Raw genomic sequence first — 14861 nt, forward strand, 5'->3', positions numbered from 1 at the left:
GTTCAGGCGCGCGGCGTACTGCTGCGGTACATGAACACCAGCGCCAATGCCAGGCAGGCCATGGCCAGCAGGCGGCTGCTGGACAGCTCGATAGCCGGGTTGCCCAGCCAGCCGAAGTTGTCGATCAGCATGCCCATGCCCAGTTGCCCGACAATGACCGCCACGGTTGCTACGGCCGTGCCGACTCGCGGCACCGCGCCGACCATCACCATCATGTACACCACGCCAAACAGCGCGCCGCAGAGCTGCCACTTGGGCACCTCCAACAGACTTACCGTATGGGCCGGCTCGAAAAACACGATCAACAGCCCGGTGACCACCGTGCCCACCACAAAGGTCAACAGGCTGCTGCGCAGCACGCCGACCGTCTCGCCCAGGCGCCCGTTGATGGCGGCTTGCACGCTCAGTACTGCGCCGGCGGCGACCACCACCAGCAATAACAGGATGATGCTCATCTCAACCTCGGGCAATCAGGACAAGGGCCACGACAATCAACGCCAACGCCAGCCAGCGCTCGCCGTTGACGCGCTTGCGAGTGGCGCCGAACCAACCGAAATGGTCGATCAACACGCTTTTGCCGACTTGACCGGAGAGGATCGCGATCATTGTCATGGCAACGCCGATGTGGGGGGTGGCGAGCGTCAGCACCACCACGTAGATCGGCCCCAGGAAGCCGCCGATCAATTGCCAGCGCGGCAGCTTGTCCAAAGATGGGCCTCGCTGCGGCCCGCTGAGCAACAGCAGAAGGAACAACAGCGCCGAACCCACGCCAAAGATGCTCAACGTCGCCCAAAGGTGGCCGACCTGGACGCCAAGCGGCCCCAGCAGACCCGCCTCCACCGACAGCCCCATGCCCGCGAGGATGACAAGGGGCAGCAGCAGCCACCGCAAGAATGTTCGAGGTGATGCCGCAGCAGTGACCGGCGCGGCCGTGTTGGTTGATGTCGATTGCATCGGGTAAACCTGTCTGGAAAAGAAACGATGGGCATTATCGGCTGGCACTGTTGTGCGATAAATGGGAGCATCCCAACAACACTTTTGCGTAACACGCACAGCGGACTCTTCCCATGCAAGGTCTTGATGAACTGGGTTTCAAGGCGCTCCGATTGTTTGTTGCGGTGCTCGACCAGGGCAGCTTCTCGGAAGTGGCCCGGCGCGAGGGGCTGGCGCCGTCATCGATCTCCCGCCAGATCCAATTGATGGAGCAGGCGCTGAACCAGCAATTGCTCTATCGCCACACACGCGCCGTATCACCCACCGAAGCCGGCCGCCTGCTCGGGCACCATGCACGGTTGTTGCTGGTGCAGTTGGAAGAAGCCGAACAAGCCTTGCAGGAACAGCACAGCGAGCCGGCCGGTCTGGTACGGATCAACGCCCCCGTGGTATTCGGACAGCGACACCTGACGCCCTGGCTGGGCCCGTTGTGCGAGCGCTATCCCAAGCTGCAACTGGATATCCAGCAGACCGACAGTTATGTCGACCCGCTGCAGCAAGGTGCCGACCTGCTGTTTCGCATCGGCCCGTTGCACGATTCCAGCATGCAGGCACGAATCGTCGCGCCGCACCGTTTCCTGATCGCGGCGAGCCCCGCCTACCTGGCACGCCATGGCACGCCACGCAAGCCCCAGGACCTGGCTGCCCATCAGTGCCTGGCCTACAAAGGTGTGACGGGCCAACAGCGCTGGTTTTTCCGACGCCCCGGTCAAGCCTGGACGCCCTACAGCGTCAGGGGCCCAATCACCGGAAACCACGCCGATACCCTGACCCAGGCCGCGGTGCAAGGCCTGGGCCTGGTGATGTTCCCGTCGTGGCTGATCGGCGAAGCCGTGCGCAGCGGCACGCTGGTGCCGGTGCTGAGCGACTACGAAGCATCCAATAGCCTCGAACCCCAGCAAATCGCGATTCTCTGGCCGGGCAGCCGACGCCTGTCGGTGAAAGTGCGCACGGTGATCGACTTCTTTCTCGAGCGTTTCGGAGAGGTGCCCTACTGGGATCGTCCTTGATGGCCGGGCGCTGGAGTCAAGGGCCCGGCACGTGGGATGATCGAATTCCAGATCGAGCGTCCATGGAGCGTTTCAATGTCATCGCTGAGTAAACCAGCCACCGCCCTGCTGCTGATGGCTTTCGCCAGCCTGGTCGCATTGCCTGCCTTGGCGGCCCAGCCCAAAGCCGTAGCGCAGGCACCCGCACAGAAGGTTTCGATGCTGGGCGGCAAGTTCAGCTTCACCCTGCCCAATGGATTCACGGCGACGCCTTTGTCGGCGGGTGAGGTAGATCAAGGGACCGCTGGGGCGAGCGGTACGATGTACAGCAATGCCACCACCAGGACAGTAGTGATCGCGGCGGAGAACACTCTGGTTGGCGGCGCGAACGTAAAAGACAACGACGCAGCCTTTCTCGACGCCACGTTCGCTGATTTCGCTGTTCAGAAAACCAAGGCCCTGCCGGATGCCAAGATTCTTGGCGAACAGAGCCTGACCCAGAAAGCGACCGGCCTGGGCCTGCGCCGGCTCGATACCAAGGCCACGCAGGGTGGCGGACCAACGTTGGACACCACGTTGATCGCTGCGTCCGGCACACGCATGGCCGTGGTGCAGATCATTTCCCGGGCCAGCGACCAGGTGGGCCATGAGGCGTTGGTGAAGCAGATCGCCAGCGGGAAGTGATGACCGCCTGCGATGTGCCTGACCTGTGGGCCGGTGTGTGCATCAGGGATTGAGTCGTTCCAGCCAGGCCCGCAAGTCTTTCACTTCCTGCGCACTGATGCTATGACCAAGACCTGGATAGCCGTGGAACTCCGGCTCCAAGGCCAGCGTTTTGAGGAAAGTATCGGCGCTGGTGCCGTCATCGTAGGGAATGATCGGATCCATCGTACCGTGGCCAATGAACACCGCCAGCGCCCTGCGCTTTTCGTCGGGCGTCAGCTCGGCCCGCAGCACCGGCAGGATTCGCCCGCCCATCGCGGCAATGCCACCGACGGCTTCAGGGTGTCGCAAAGCGATTTCGTAGCTCATCATCGCGCCCTGGCTGAACCCCACCAGGTAGACGCTGCTCGCATCGGTCGGGTACTTGGCCCGAGCCTTGTCGATAAACTCCATGAGCATCTGGCCGCTGTCCTTCAGGTCCGAAGCTTCACCGTCATACGCGCCTTCGCCCTTTTTGGCGAACCACTGGTAGTGACCCGGTTCCATGACCTTGGGTGCGCGCACCGAGAGGTAGTTGTAGTGCCTGGGCAGTTCATCCGCGAGCCTGAGCAGGTCTGCTTCGTTGCTGCCCGAACCGTGCAGGAAAATCACCAGCGGCCGGTTCCTGGCCTGCTCGTCGGCGCGGGCCAGGTAATTGAGCGGCAGGTCCGTGTGCAACGACGGTTGGGCCTGCACGCCGGCGGATACCAGCAGCAGGAACAGGGCGAACGCTTTGAGCATCAGTCTTCCTCCATCATTTGATAGCCGCACGGCAACGACCGTGCGGTGAGGTAGACAGCACTTATCAGTCGTTGATCAATTTCCCCGCCCGGATCGGCTCGCGCCCGGCGACTTTCGCCTGCCAGATGCCCGGCTGGGTGTAGCGCCCACGGTCCAGGGCAAACAGTACCCCGCTGGTGCCCGCTCGGACAACGGTGACCCGGTCATTCAACGGATCGACCACCTCGAACAGCGGATCGCCCCGCTCCACCCACTCCCCGGCTTCACGCAGGAAACTCACCACGCCATGGTGCGGCGCGAACAGGTATTGCGTGCCTTCGAATGGCAACCCCTCGCAGCACGCCTGCGGCGCGGCCGGCCAGTCACCATCGATCAAACCCTGCTCCGCAAGGAATCCCAGGATGGCTTCGCAATTGGCCTGGGCCTGCTCGACCCGGGTGTCGCCCATGCTGCCCAACTCCAGCGTCGTCGCCAGGTTGGCGGGCGGAATGGCCGCCTGCGGGAAAATTTTCCCCAGGCGCAACCACGGCGTCGAGCAAGACTCATCGAACGAACTGCCGCCGGAGTCTTCACACAACAACGCCACGCCGGCTCCCAAGCGCGCGGCCAATGAGCGCCACTGCGGCCACTGTTGCGGCAAGGCATACAAGTGGATCGCGGCCTCGAAATCACAGTGCAAGTCCAAGGTCACATCGGCATCGCAGGCGTGGCGGAGCAATAGCCGGTGCAGCGCTTCGAGTTGAGAAGGAGGTGGCGGCAGATCATCCAGCACCTCGACCATCGTCTGGCGGATCAAGGTGATATTGGCAGCCGGGTCATCCCCGAGGCGCTCACCGATGCGTTGCGCCACCGGGGCGCTGAGTTCGACGAAGGAACGGTTGAAATTCTTGCCACTACCGAGCTCGAAACGCCCCATATGAGCGCTTTGCAGATGCTGATCCAGGCCGATGGGATTGGCCACGGGAACGAGCTCGATCACTCCTTTGAGCAGGCCTCGGGCCTCGAGATCGTTGAGTCGTTTCTTCAATTCCCATGCCGTGCGCATGCCCGGTAATTCATCCGCATGCAGGCTCGCCTGGATATACGCCTTGCGCGGCCCATGGCCGTAACGAAACACGCTGAGCGAACGCTCCGTGCCCAGGTGGCTCCAGGGCAAGGTATGGTCGATGCGTTGCATAGGCTCTCCAGATATCGGTTTCTCGACAGGCGCAGGGTAAAACAATTGCCCATGAAAAAGGTGGCCGGCCGGGTCAGCGGCGGGCCACCTGCAGGCTTCAGCGATTAATGCCCGTAGACATCAAAGGCGAAGTACTTGTCTTGCACTTTTTTGTACGTGCCGTTGGCGCGGATTTCAGTGATGGCCGCGTTGAATTTATCGGCAAGCGCCTTATCACCCTTGCGCACCGCAATACCTGCCCCGCCGCCGAAGTACTTGGCGTCCTCGTAGGTCGGCCCCACGAAGGCAAAGCCTTTGCCGGCGTCGGTCTTCAGGAAGCCTTCGTCGAGGGTGACGGAGTCGGCCAGCGTCGCGTCGAGGCGACCGGCAACCATGTCCAGGTTGACTTCCTGCTGGGAGCTGTAGCGCACCAGGTTGATCCCCGCTGGCACCAGCACTTCGGTGGCGAAGCGGTCATGGGTGCTGGCGCGCAACACGCCGACTTTCTTGCCCTTGAGCTCGGTCAGCGGGTCCTCGACGTCGGTGCCCTGCTTCATCACGAAACGCGCCGGGGTGTGGTAGTACTTGATGGTGAAGTCGACGTTTTTCTTGCGATCATCGGTAATGGTCATGGACGACAGGACCGCGTCGATTTTCTTGACCTTCAGCGCCGGGATAAGGCCATCGAATTCCTGCTCGACCCAGACACACTTGACCTTCATCTGCGCGCACAGCGCGTCGCCGATGTCCACATCGAAGCCGGCCAGCTTGCCGTCGGGGGTTTTCATCGAAAAGGGAGGATAGCCGGCCTCGATTCCGAGACGGATCGGCTTGGCGTCTTCGGCCACGGCTGAGAAGGATAATACGGACAGTGCCAGGGCACCGAACATGACAAGCTTCTTCATTTTTGCTCCTGAGTGCGCAGGTTCTTTTGATCGTTATTGGCAGATTCGGAAACAGCGTTCGGTCTGGAAAAACCGAAGTGGGCGGGAGTCTAGAGGGGCACTCGGGAGGGAAATTGCGTCAAGGCGACGGATAGTTATAAAAATATGCTGCTGCGTTGTAACACCGCATTACAGTGGAAGCGACCTGGATCGCTTCCACTTCAGGCGTGCAGTTCAGCAATCGCAGCCGATTGCCTGCTCCGCCACGCGCTCTACGGAACCGGTCAGGCGAAAGCCCTCGTCGAGCCAGCCCATGACACCGCCGATCATTTCCTTGACCGGGTACCCGAGGGTCGCCAGGCGCACCGCAGCCTTATTGGCGCCGTTGCAGTGTGGCCCGGCGCAATAAACCACGAACAAGGTCGTCGGGGGATAGGCCGCCAGCGCCTGCGCCGTTAGCGTACGGGTTGGAAGGTTGATTGCGCCCGGTACGTGCCCGCGTTCGTAGGCCAGCGGTCCGCGCACATCCACCAGGACAAAATCGACGTCGCCCGTTTCCTGGCTGGCATGTACGTCGGAACAATCGGTTTCGAACATCAGGCGCTGGCTGAAGTGTTGCAATGCCAGGTCGGATGGCGCGGCAGGCACTGCTCTAACGGGGCTGGTCATAGGTTCTACTCCTGGAACAAAAAGGGCTCGAAGAGACTTTATCGAGCTGGTGCGTACCGCTACAGTGGCGGATACGACACTCTGTGGGAATTTTCCGTCAAATGCAGCCTGCTCCCGGCCTCGTCGCAATCCTTGCCTACGACGGTCTATGCACGTTCGAATTCGGCGTAGCCGTCGAGATATTCGGCCTGGCCCGGCCCGAGTTCGAGTTTCCCTGGTATGAGCACCGCATCGTCGCCGTCGACGACGGCCCGATGCGCGCCATGGGCGGCTTCCAGGTGCTGGCCGATGGTGGTATGGAACTGCTCGACTGCGCCCGGACGATTATCGTGCCGGGCTGGCGCATTCACAGCGGCCCGCCTTCCGAGGCACTGCTCCAGGCCCTGCGGCGAGCCCATGATCGCGGCGCCCGCTTGCTGTCGATCTGTTCAGGCGCGTTTGTCCTCGCCGCGACCGGACTGCTCGATGGCCTGGGCGCCACGACTCATTGGCGCTACACCGATGAACTCGCCGCGCGATACCCGGCAATCGATGTAGACCCCGACGTGCTGTATGTCGATTCCGGCCAAGTGATCACGTCGGCTGGCAGCGCGGCCGGCATCGATGCGTGCCTGCATCTGGTCGCGCGCGATTGCGGAGCACAAGTCGCCAACGCCGTGGCACGTCGGCTGGTCATGCCGACGCAACGCACCGGTGGCCAGGCACAGTTCATTCCGTCACCGGTCAGCCGCACGCCGCGCAGCGATCTGTCCGGCGTCATGCAATGGGCCCGGGAGCGTCTCCACGAGCCGCTGGGGGTGCGCGAACTGGCGAGTCACGCCGCCATGAGCGAACGAACATTGCTGCGCCGCTTCACCCAGGCATCTGGCCTCTCACCCAAGGCCTGGCTGCAACATGAGCGCCTGGCGCGGGCGCGGGAATTGCTGGAGAGCACCAAGGACAACACCGACATCATTGCCCAGCTCTGCGGTTACCGCTCGGTGGAAAGTTTTCGCGTGGCGTTTCGTAGCGTAGTGGGGGTGGCGCCCTCGGTGTACCGGGAGCGGTTTGGCCGGGGATAAAGGCGCCATCACTTGCGCAACAGGTATGTATCCATGATCCAGCCATTGGCCTGACGCGCTGCCTTGCGGGTGCGTTCGATGTCATCAGCCACGTCCCCCAGCCGACCTGCGACGAGGATTTCGCCTGCCGTTCCCACATAGGCCCCCCAGTAGATCTGCAGGTCAGGATCGTTCACCTGGCGATACGCATCCTCTGCATCGAGCATCACCACCACGCTCGCGGCGTCGCCGACCTGCCCCGCCGCCAACCGTCGGCCAGTGGTAATCTCCAGCGAACCGCCAATGCTGTTCAACGGTACTTTATGTCGCGCCGCGAGGGCCTGGATGCTGGTAATGCCTGGGATCACCTCGAACTCGAAGACGCAGCGTCCCGCATCGAGGATCGCCTGCAGGATTCGCAGCGTGCTGTCGTACAACGATGGATCGCCCCACACCAGGAAACCGCCGCATTGCCCGTCTGAAAGTTCCTCTTCGATCAGCCTTTCAAAAATGGCCTGCTTCGCGCTGTTCAGCTCGGCGACTGTGCTTGCATAGTCTGGGTCGCCACGCTGGCGCTCGGGGCAGCAGGCTTCGACAAAACGGTACGGATGATCAACGATGTAGCGTCGACAGATGTCGCGGCGCAGGTCCAGCAACGCGTCCTTGGCAGGGCCTTTGTCCATCAGGAAGAACACGTCCACCTGATTCAAGGCTTTCACCGCCTGCATCGTCAAGTAGTCCGGATCGCCTGCTCCAATGCCAATCACTAGAAGCTTTTTCATCATGGTGCCTCCAAGGCTCGCAAGCGCCAGACCTCGTTGAATCGCAGGTCAACGACGCCAAGGGGCTCGATATCGATACGGTTGAACATGGCAGGTGAACAGCCCAGCACATTCACCACGGCGGCGCGGATCACGAATGGATGGGTGACGGCCAAGCAATGGCCAGGGGTCGTTTCCAGGGTCGTCAGCCAGTCACCGACACGCCGACACAAGTGACTGACGGATTCACCGCCGTGCGGCGCGGCATCCGGATCGTCACGCCAGGTCCGCAGGTGTTCCGGCTCGCTGGCGAGCAACTCGTCGACGGACATCCCGCGCCATCGTCCGAAATCGCAATCGGCCAGCGCCGGGACCACCCTCTGTGTGTCACCCAACAAGGCCGCCGTCTGGCGCGTGCGCAGCTCGGGCCCGCAGAGCAGATGCCGGACATCACGGTATTGACGACCGACCTCGGGGCGCTTCGCCAGCCAGCCGGCATCCAGCGGTTCGTCCAGGCCGAAGCGAGCGGCTTTCTGAGCGACGGTGCGGCCATGGCAAATCAAGGTCAATCGGGTGGTTTGCACGCTGGGTACTCGGGCGAATGGATGGCGTTCGTGACAGGAAAATCCCGTCATTTCTTGTACATCACCTTATATGAAGTTAAATAAACTTGGACAAAAAGGCGTTAAGTCCGACACCAACTGAAGCAATACCTGACATATGCGGCCACCTCAACCAAACCCTTGCCCTACAAGGGCTACACATAATTCCAGACTTTTTAAACGGAACGTAAAAACCTCTGGACACGTAGCACCTGCTACCCAAATACTATTTTCGACTTAAGGAAAAACAACCCCGACACCCATCCAGGCAAGGAGCACGGATGCCTCTCTCCAGAGACCAGACCAGCGATCCGTGCCTGTTTTTACCGCCATCGGGACGCCGGGCCGTAGGCGCCCTGCGCAAGTGGATGCTGTTCGAAGCTGCGTCCAACGCGCCGGTTCAAACCAGTCCTGCCTTGGGGGCCCGGGAGCCGGCCTCGCCCAAGGCGCCGCCACCTGCCGAACTTTGTGAACACTATGCGTGAATCCATTGAATGCGCCGAATCAGGTCTATACACCAAGCCTGCTTTTCGATTGCTGCGGGAAGCGTCTGAGCACCCGCTGCTGCTGGTTTGTGAACACGCCAGTCGATTCATCCCAGGCGCGTTGAACGACCTGGGCCTGGATGAGACGGCTTCCCAGGATCATGTCGCCTGGGACATCGGCGCCCTGGCCTTGGCCGAGCGATTGTCCGAGACCCTCGGCGCGACGCTGCTGTCGGCCAACTACTCGCGGTTGTTGATCGACTTGAACCGCCCGTTACACGTCCCCGACAGCATTCCGGCGCAAAGCGAGATCTACCAGATCCCCGGTAACCACTCGCTGGACGACGCCACGCGCCTATACCGCCAGCAGTGCCTGTTCCATCCATTCCACGATCAACTGCGAGCCCTGATCGATCGGCGCCTGGCCGACAACCGGGTCGTGCGCGTGGTGGGTATACACAGCTTCACCCCGGTGTTCTACGGTCAGCCGCGCGCACTCGAGGCCGGCGTGCTGTTCGGCGAAGCCAGGGAATACGCCCAGCGCATCGTCGAGGGGCTGGCCAGGCATTCGCTGCGGGTGGCCGGCAACCAGCCCTACAAGGTCAGCCCGTTGAGTGACATGACGGTTCCTGTCCATGGCGACGGTCGCGGCCTGGATTCGGTGTTGATCGAAGTACGTAACGACCAGTTGCGCTGTCCCGAGTCGGTGCGGACCTGGAGCGCCTACCTCGCCCCCCTGCTATAAACACGACGGTTCGGGATTTTCAGCCGCAAGGCTAGCAATGCGTGGACAACGACAGTGATCGTCAAGCCCGGTATCCATCAGCGGGCTCTTTGGAACAGGAGTGCAATCCATGCTGGCTTTACGTCCAGTTCAATTGACCGATTTGCCGCAACTGCAACAGCTGGCCCGCGATAGCCTCGTAGGCGTCACTTCGCTTCCTGACGACATCGACCACCTGCGGGAAAAAATCCTCGCGTCGTGTGCTTCGTTCGAAGCCGAAGTGCAGACCCCAGGTGGGGAAAATTATTTTTTTGTCTTGCAGGACCTTGAATCGGGCCACCTCGCGGGCTGTTCCGAAATCGTCGCCACCACGGGGTGCGGCGAACCGTTCTACAGCTTGCGTAACCGACCGTTCTCCAGTGAATCCCGGGAGCTGAACATCCAGCACGGCGTACCCGCGCTGTCGCTCTGCCAGGATCTGAGCGGCCAAACGCTGCTGCGGGGGTTCCACATCGACGCTTCACGTGTTCGCACGCCGCAGTCGGAGTTGCTCTCCCGGGCACGGCTGATGTTCATCGGTGCCCATCCCCGGCGCTTTGCCGACTCGGTGATTACCGAAATCGTCGGTTTCAGCAGCGAGGATGGCCAGTCACCCTTCTGGGACGCCGTGGGGCAGCATTTTTTCGACCTGCCCTACATCGAGGCCGAACGTCTTTGTGGCCTGCGCAGCCGGACCTTCCTGGCTGAGCTGATGCCTCAATACCCGATCTACGTCCCCATGTTGCCGGCCGCGGCCCAGGCCTGTATCGGGCGAGTCCATCCCGAGGGCCAGGAAGCCTTCGATATCCTCGAGCGCGAGGGTTTCGAAACCAACAACTACGTGGACATCTTTGACGGTGGCCCCACCCTGCACGCCCGAATCGCGAACATCCGCTCGATCGCCCAGAGCCGCTTGGCTATCGCGCGCCAGCGCCGACAGATCGACGCCACGGGTCGTTACCTGGTCAGCAATGATCGCCTGGGTAATTTCCGCGCCATCGTCGCCGACCTGGAAGTCAACGGCGAAAGCTCTGTTTTTCTAGCTCCCGACATGCTGGCCGCACTGGACATCGCAGAGGGTGACTGGATCCGGGTGGCCAGCTTATGAATGCCCGGCATGATCAAGGAGCGACACCATGATTGTCCGCCCGGTCGTCCTGACCGACCTGCCTGCATTGATGGACCTGGCGCGCTGTGCCGGCCCTGGGTTTACCAGCCTGCCGGCGAATGAAGAACGCTTGGCGCACCGGGTGCGCTGGGCCCAGCGAACGTTCGCCGGGCAGGTTGAACGGGCCGATGCCGACTACCTGTTCGTGCTGGAGGATGATGACCGGCAGGTGGTGGGGATCAGTGCGCTGACCGGTGCGGTTGGGGTACGCGAGCCCTGGTACAACTATCGCGTGGGTGTGACGGTCAGCTCGGCGCCTGAATTGGGCATCCAGCGACAGATCCCGACGCTGTTTCTCAACAACGAAATGACCGGACAATCGGAAATCTGCTCGTTGTTCCTGCGTCCCGAGCAGCGCCGGGGCCATAACGGTCGTTTGCTGTCCTTGGCGCGCTTGCTGTTCGTCGCCGAGTTCCCGACCCTCTTTGGTGAAAAACTCATTGCCGAACTGCGCGGCCATGCCGATGAGCAGGGCTGCTCGCCCTTCTGGGACAGCCTGGGAAGGCACTTCTTCCAGAAGGATTTCAGCTACGCCGATCAGCTGTCCGGCATGGGTAACAAGTCATTCATCGCCGAGCTGATGCCGCGCCAGCCGCTCTATACGTGCCTGCTCACCGAACAAGCCCAGGCCGTGATCGGCAAGGCTCATCCCAATACCGAACCGGCCTTGAGGATCCTCAGTGCAGAAGGTTTCGCCCACAAGGGATACGTCGATATTTTCGATGCTGGCCCGGTGGTCGAGGCAACGGTGTCGAAGATCCGTAGCGTGCGCGACAGCCAACCGCTGACGTTGGCAGTCGGCATACCGGACGAACAGGCGCCGGTCTGGCTGATTCACAACCGACGCTTGGAAAACTGCCGCGTCACCAGCGCCCGCGCCCACTTGCATGGCCACAACCTGCTTGTCGACCGCATCACCGCCAAACGCTTGCAAGTGCAACCGGGGGACACGGTACGGGCCGTACCGCTGCATAAACAAGGCCGGCAGGCGAAGGCGGCATAACGACCCGCTGTATTTCTTTGTAATTACTTGCCCTCATGCAACGTGAGGGCAAGGCAACACAAGCAACGGACAACAACTTCCCCGTCAGCCGACATAGCGACGAAGTACAACTAGCAATACTTATCAACAAATGCAAAGTTGCTCCATCCCCGGGCCAACCCCATACTTTGCGACATCGCCCCGCCGCAATGAAAATGATCATGATAAAAAATCTAATCTCGAAGAAAAATTCGCCTACAGACATAGCGAAAACAATTAAAGAATTGGACATGACATCGGAAGCACGACAACTGATTTCTCAACTGATGGCCGAACCAGCCTTCGCCACGGCGCAATCCCGGCGGGCAACAATAATGAACATCACAAACACACACACGAGAACCCTGGTACTGCACAAGACCAACAAGGTCAACATAAGTATCAAATTATCCAAGTTCGACCCTACCCCCGCCCCGCTGTATTCAGTGCCCGGCCAAAGCATTTTATTCGCGCTCGACCAACCATTCGAGATCCAGCGATACACTGTCAAGGAGGGTCGTATCGAAAAGGCGGACATTGCAATGATCGACAAGAAAAATCCGTTGATCATCGATGGTCATCATACGTTGTTTGACTATATCCAAACACGTCGGGAGCCAGCCAAACTGACAGGGAGAATTAATTTTCCAAACAGAGCCATGGATATCAGCGTATTTGATCGTGTCTCGCTGCGTAAGATCGCCTGGTTACCTCACGATGAAAGTGCTGCCCGTTATCTGGTGAGCCTGGAACTGCTCGACACAATTCAGGACCCTGAAATGCACAGGGTCGCGGGGGAACTGATCTACCACTATCACCCCGCCGTGGCATGGAAGGCCTTTCAGATCCTCTATCGGACCGACCGATTAAACGCTTTGAACTACGTCCAACTGCTGAAAAAACACCAGAACGCCCGACTGGACGACTTACTCCGGCCTCTGGAGGCAGCATGAACCTAAAGACATTTATCACGCGCTTGGAAACTTATGATAGGCAGCGAGACAATACGAGGATTATCGAAGACCTACGGCAACTAGCCAGAAACCGTTCTTTATTGAGCGATCATATTTATGCAACGATCCAGCAGGACGGTTTTAGCACGCACAACAGTATTTACAATGCTTATGTATTTGTTCTGCATAGCAATGAGGAATTCACCCTTCGCCTGGGCTTCTGGTCACCCGTCAACAGCACCGATGAGAGCGAAACATTTATCTATGATTTAAATCATAGTCATGACTTTGAAATGTATGCTGCCGGCTACAGCGGTGATGGTTACATAACCGTCATCCGGGAAATACTCGACGACTTGCCATTGAAAGCGGGTAAATCTCCCCGGCTGGGAGTAGAACGCAAAATAAAACTTGCACCGGGTGAAGTCCTTTACATGCCTGCATTACGAGAAGTCCATAAACAAAGCGCGCCACAGGCAATGTCCGCATCCCTGAGCTTACTCATTCACCCTGAAGGGTTGATAAGGACCGACGAAGCATGGTGCTTCGATAGAAACCATGTCCCGCTTTACCCTGGCATTACTTCGCAGGAGACGGCGCTGTTTACAGACACGCTGTCGTTGCTAAAAACCGAGCTGCCCTGGGCCGCTCAATAATCGGAGATGTGAACCAACCATGAATCATTCGATGAAAAACTGGGATGAAGCTCCCTTGCTACGTGCAGCGGCCAAAGCGCTGGATACAGCCGTCCAATTGAAACAGGAAGGCGACATGCCCTGCGGCGAATACACGCTTCGCTACAACGTCGCAAACATCCATGAAATAAAAAATATATGGCGGGCAACAGCTCAGGAGGATGACAAATAAGTTATAGGTGTTTTTTCATGGCTGCAGACCTTCCCGGTCTGCGGCCCTTTTTTGGTGCACTGCAAAGCATGGCCCATGCGCGTTCGACATAATCTTTTATCCCCACAGCGTGATAGCCTTTGGCTCTTTGGCGTTGACACTTTTGCTCAAGCCTTTCCATTCCATTGGTGGATCTCATATGTCCAGGCTTTCCCATCAAGATTTGCGTCGCAACTTCCGGCAATTGCTGGCCTCCAAGACGTGCTACCACACCGCCTCCGTGTTCGACCCGATGTCGGCGCGCATTGCCGCCGACCTGGGTTTTGAGGTGGGGATCCTCGGCGGCTCGGTGGCGTCATTGCAAGTGTTGGGCGCACCGGACTTTGCCTTGATCACCCTCAGCGAATTTGCCGAACAGGCGACTCGGATTGGCCGCGTGGCACAATTGCCGTTCATTGCCGACGCTGACCATGGCTACGGCAATGCGCTTAACGTGATGCGTACCATCATCGAACTCGAACGCGCCGGCGTGGCTGCGCTGACCATCGAAGACACCTTGCTGCCGGCCCAGTTTGGCCGCAAGTCCACCGACCTGATCAGCGTGGCCGAAGGCGTCGGCAAGATCCGCGCCGCCCTGGAAGCGCGCGTCGATCCGGAGATGGCCATCATTGCCCGGACCAACGCCGGGATACTGCCGGTCCAGGAGATCATCAGCCGCACCCAGCAATACGAACGTGCCGGCGCCGACGGTATCTGCATGGTGGGCGTCCAGGATTTCGAGCACCTGGAAAAGATCAGCGAGAACCTGAACGTGCCGTTGATGCTGGTGACTTACGGCAACCCGTTGCTGCGAGACGACAAGCGCCTGGCCGAGCTGGGTGTTCGGATCACCATCGATGGCCACGGCGCCTATTTCGCCGCGATCAAAGCGACTTACGACAGCCTGCGGGAGCAGCGTCAGATCTTCACCCAGGCATCAGACCTGAGCGCCACCGAGCTGACCCATACCTACACTCAACCCGAGGAATACATCCGTTGGGCAGAGGAATACATGAGCGTCAAGGAGTAACTGGCTCAGTGTCGAAGCG

The 14861-nt window shown here is 60.0% G+C and carries 19 protein-coding genes; 11 read left to right on the plus strand and 8 right to left on the minus strand.

The window, feature by feature from the left end; translation table 11 throughout:
• Positions 1-2 precede the first annotated feature (2 nt).
• The gene (locus VQ575_RS16495; RefSeq protein WP_039589186.1) at positions 3-455 is read right to left on the minus strand and encodes a DMT family transporter; all 453 of its coding nucleotides are present in this window, start codon (positions 453-455) and stop codon (positions 3-5) included.
• A gap of 1 nt (position 456) precedes the next feature.
• Entirely contained in the window at positions 457-954 is a 498-nt protein-coding gene (locus VQ575_RS16500; protein ID WP_039589185.1) for a DMT family transporter, read from the minus strand.
• A gap of 113 nt (positions 955-1067) precedes the next feature.
• Here VQ575_RS16500 and VQ575_RS16505 point away from each other — a divergent pair, with 113 nt between their 5' ends.
• Together VQ575_RS16505 and VQ575_RS16510 are read left to right on the plus strand one after the other, a co-directional pair.
• Entirely contained in the window at positions 1068-2003 is a 936-nt protein-coding gene (locus VQ575_RS16505; protein WP_045156462.1) for a LysR family transcriptional regulator, read from the plus strand.
• 75 nt (positions 2004-2078) lie between these two features.
• Positions 2079-2666, plus strand: coding sequence for a DcrB/PsbP domain-containing protein (locus VQ575_RS16510; protein WP_039589183.1), 588 nt, complete (start codon positions 2079-2081; stop codon positions 2664-2666).
• 42 nt (positions 2667-2708) lie between these two features.
• On the opposite strand, the gene VQ575_RS16515 is transcribed toward VQ575_RS16510, so the two are convergent.
• The 4 genes from VQ575_RS16515 to VQ575_RS16530 all read right to left on the minus strand — a co-directional run bounded on the left by VQ575_RS16515 (position 2709) and on the right by VQ575_RS16530 (position 6134).
• Positions 2709-3425, minus strand: a complete 717-nt coding sequence (locus VQ575_RS16515; protein WP_039589182.1) for an alpha/beta hydrolase — start codon at positions 3423-3425, stop codon at positions 2709-2711.
• Between the two features lie 64 nt (positions 3426-3489).
• On the minus strand, positions 3490-4602 hold the full coding sequence (locus VQ575_RS16520) for a M14 family metallopeptidase (RefSeq protein ID WP_039589181.1): 1113 nt from the start codon (positions 4600-4602) through the stop codon (positions 3490-3492).
• 104 nt (positions 4603-4706) lie between these two features.
• The gene (locus VQ575_RS16525; protein WP_039589180.1) at positions 4707-5486 is read right to left on the minus strand and encodes an ABC transporter substrate-binding protein; all 780 of its coding nucleotides are present in this window, start codon (positions 5484-5486) and stop codon (positions 4707-4709) included.
• Positions 5487-5699: 213 nt separating this feature from the next.
• On the minus strand, positions 5700-6134 hold the full coding sequence (locus VQ575_RS16530; RefSeq protein WP_039589179.1) for a rhodanese-like domain-containing protein: 435 nt from the start codon (positions 6132-6134) through the stop codon (positions 5700-5702).
• A gap of 101 nt (positions 6135-6235) precedes the next feature.
• Between VQ575_RS16530 and ftrA the strand changes: the two genes are divergently transcribed.
• Positions 6236-7195: a transcriptional regulator FtrA gene (gene ftrA / locus VQ575_RS16535; RefSeq protein WP_039589178.1), complete on the plus strand. Its 960-nt coding sequence runs from the start codon at positions 6236-6238 to the stop codon at positions 7193-7195.
• Between the two features lie 8 nt (positions 7196-7203).
• On the opposite strand, the gene cobF is transcribed toward ftrA, so the two are convergent.
• On the minus strand, positions 7204-7956 hold the full coding sequence (gene cobF / locus VQ575_RS16540; protein WP_039589177.1) for a precorrin-6A synthase (deacetylating): 753 nt from the start codon (positions 7954-7956) through the stop codon (positions 7204-7206).
• Positions 7956-8519: a histidine phosphatase family protein gene (locus tag VQ575_RS16545; protein WP_198725372.1), complete on the minus strand. Its 564-nt coding sequence runs from the start codon at positions 8517-8519 to the stop codon at positions 7956-7958. The genes cobF and VQ575_RS16545 overlap by 1 nt, the downstream gene beginning before the upstream one ends.
• 299 nt (positions 8520-8818) lie before the next feature.
• Between VQ575_RS16545 and VQ575_RS16550 the strand changes: the two genes are divergently transcribed.
• From VQ575_RS16550 to VQ575_RS16585, 8 genes are all read left to right on the plus strand, one after another.
• Entirely contained in the window at positions 8819-9022 is a 204-nt protein-coding gene (locus VQ575_RS16550; RefSeq protein ID WP_039589176.1) for a hypothetical protein, read from the plus strand.
• On the plus strand, positions 9015-9767 hold the full coding sequence (locus VQ575_RS16555) for an N-formylglutamate amidohydrolase (RefSeq protein WP_325917993.1): 753 nt from the start codon (positions 9015-9017) through the stop codon (positions 9765-9767). Before VQ575_RS16550 ends, VQ575_RS16555 begins: the two co-directional genes overlap by 8 nt.
• 109 nt (positions 9768-9876) lie before the next feature.
• Positions 9877-10893 carry an arginine N-succinyltransferase gene (locus VQ575_RS16560; protein ID WP_039589174.1) on the plus strand — a complete coding sequence of 339 codons (1017 nt, stop codon included), beginning with the start codon at positions 9877-9879 and terminating at the stop codon, positions 10891-10893.
• Between the two features lie 28 nt (positions 10894-10921).
• Positions 10922-11956: an arginine N-succinyltransferase gene (gene astA / locus VQ575_RS16565; RefSeq protein WP_039589173.1), complete on the plus strand. Its 1035-nt coding sequence runs from the start codon at positions 10922-10924 to the stop codon at positions 11954-11956.
• Positions 11957-12225: 269 nt separating this feature from the next.
• On the plus strand, positions 12226-12927 hold the full coding sequence (locus VQ575_RS16570) for a hypothetical protein (RefSeq protein ID WP_325917994.1): 702 nt from the start codon (positions 12226-12228) through the stop codon (positions 12925-12927).
• Positions 12924-13583 (plus strand): transposase, encoded by a 660-nt coding sequence (locus VQ575_RS16575; RefSeq protein ID WP_325917996.1) that lies wholly within the window; start codon positions 12924-12926, stop codon positions 13581-13583. Before VQ575_RS16570 ends, VQ575_RS16575 begins: the two co-directional genes overlap by 4 nt.
• Before the next feature lie 31 nt (positions 13584-13614).
• On the plus strand, positions 13615-13794 hold the full coding sequence (locus tag VQ575_RS16580) for a hypothetical protein (protein WP_232916618.1): 180 nt from the start codon (positions 13615-13617) through the stop codon (positions 13792-13794).
• A gap of 178 nt (positions 13795-13972) precedes the next feature.
• Positions 13973-14842, plus strand: a complete 870-nt coding sequence (locus tag VQ575_RS16585; protein ID WP_039589169.1) for an isocitrate lyase/PEP mutase family protein — start codon at positions 13973-13975, stop codon at positions 14840-14842.
• Positions 14843-14861 lie beyond the last annotated feature (19 nt).

This window comes from Pseudomonas frederiksbergensis, from assembly GCF_035751725.1.
Classification (GTDB): domain Bacteria; phylum Pseudomonadota; class Gammaproteobacteria; order Pseudomonadales; family Pseudomonadaceae; genus Aquipseudomonas; species Aquipseudomonas frederiksbergensis_A.

Excerpts from the sequence above, each read along its gene's own strand:
- VQ575_RS16495 (WP_039589186.1), bottom strand. The coding sequence starts at position 455 with ATGAGCATCATCCTGTTATTGCTGGTGGTGGTCGCCGCCGGCGCAGTA.
- VQ575_RS16500 (WP_039589185.1), bottom strand. The coding sequence starts at position 954 with ATGCAATCGACATCAACCAACACGGCCGCGCCGGTCACTGCTGCGGCA.
- VQ575_RS16505 (WP_045156462.1), top strand. The coding sequence starts at position 1,068 with ATGCAAGGTCTTGATGAACTGGGTTTCAAGGCGCTCCGATTGTTTGTT.
- VQ575_RS16510 (WP_039589183.1), top strand. The coding sequence starts at position 2,079 with ATGTCATCGCTGAGTAAACCAGCCACCGCCCTGCTGCTGATGGCTTTC.
- VQ575_RS16515 (WP_039589182.1), bottom strand. The coding sequence starts at position 3,425 with ATGCTCAAAGCGTTCGCCCTGTTCCTGCTGCTGGTATCCGCCGGCGTG.
- VQ575_RS16520 (WP_039589181.1), bottom strand. The coding sequence starts at position 4,602 with ATGCAACGCATCGACCATACCTTGCCCTGGAGCCACCTGGGCACGGAG.
- VQ575_RS16525 (WP_039589180.1), bottom strand. The coding sequence starts at position 5,486 with ATGAAGAAGCTTGTCATGTTCGGTGCCCTGGCACTGTCCGTATTATCC.
- VQ575_RS16530 (WP_039589179.1), bottom strand. The coding sequence starts at position 6,134 with ATGACCAGCCCCGTTAGAGCAGTGCCTGCCGCGCCATCCGACCTGGCA.
- ftrA (WP_039589178.1), top strand. The coding sequence starts at position 6,236 with ATGCAGCCTGCTCCCGGCCTCGTCGCAATCCTTGCCTACGACGGTCTA.
- cobF (WP_039589177.1), bottom strand. The coding sequence starts at position 7,956 with ATGAAAAAGCTTCTAGTGATTGGCATTGGAGCAGGCGATCCGGACTAC.
- VQ575_RS16550 (WP_039589176.1), top strand. The coding sequence starts at position 8,819 with ATGCCTCTCTCCAGAGACCAGACCAGCGATCCGTGCCTGTTTTTACCG.
- VQ575_RS16555 (WP_325917993.1), top strand. The coding sequence starts at position 9,015 with ATGCGTGAATCCATTGAATGCGCCGAATCAGGTCTATACACCAAGCCT.
- VQ575_RS16560 (WP_039589174.1), top strand. The coding sequence starts at position 9,877 with ATGCTGGCTTTACGTCCAGTTCAATTGACCGATTTGCCGCAACTGCAA.
- astA (WP_039589173.1), top strand. The coding sequence starts at position 10,922 with ATGATTGTCCGCCCGGTCGTCCTGACCGACCTGCCTGCATTGATGGAC.
- VQ575_RS16570 (WP_325917994.1), top strand. The coding sequence starts at position 12,226 with ATGACATCGGAAGCACGACAACTGATTTCTCAACTGATGGCCGAACCA.
- VQ575_RS16575 (WP_325917996.1), top strand. The coding sequence starts at position 12,924 with ATGAACCTAAAGACATTTATCACGCGCTTGGAAACTTATGATAGGCAG.
- VQ575_RS16580 (WP_232916618.1), top strand. The coding sequence starts at position 13,615 with ATGAAAAACTGGGATGAAGCTCCCTTGCTACGTGCAGCGGCCAAAGCG.
- VQ575_RS16585 (WP_039589169.1), top strand. The coding sequence starts at position 13,973 with ATGTCCAGGCTTTCCCATCAAGATTTGCGTCGCAACTTCCGGCAATTG.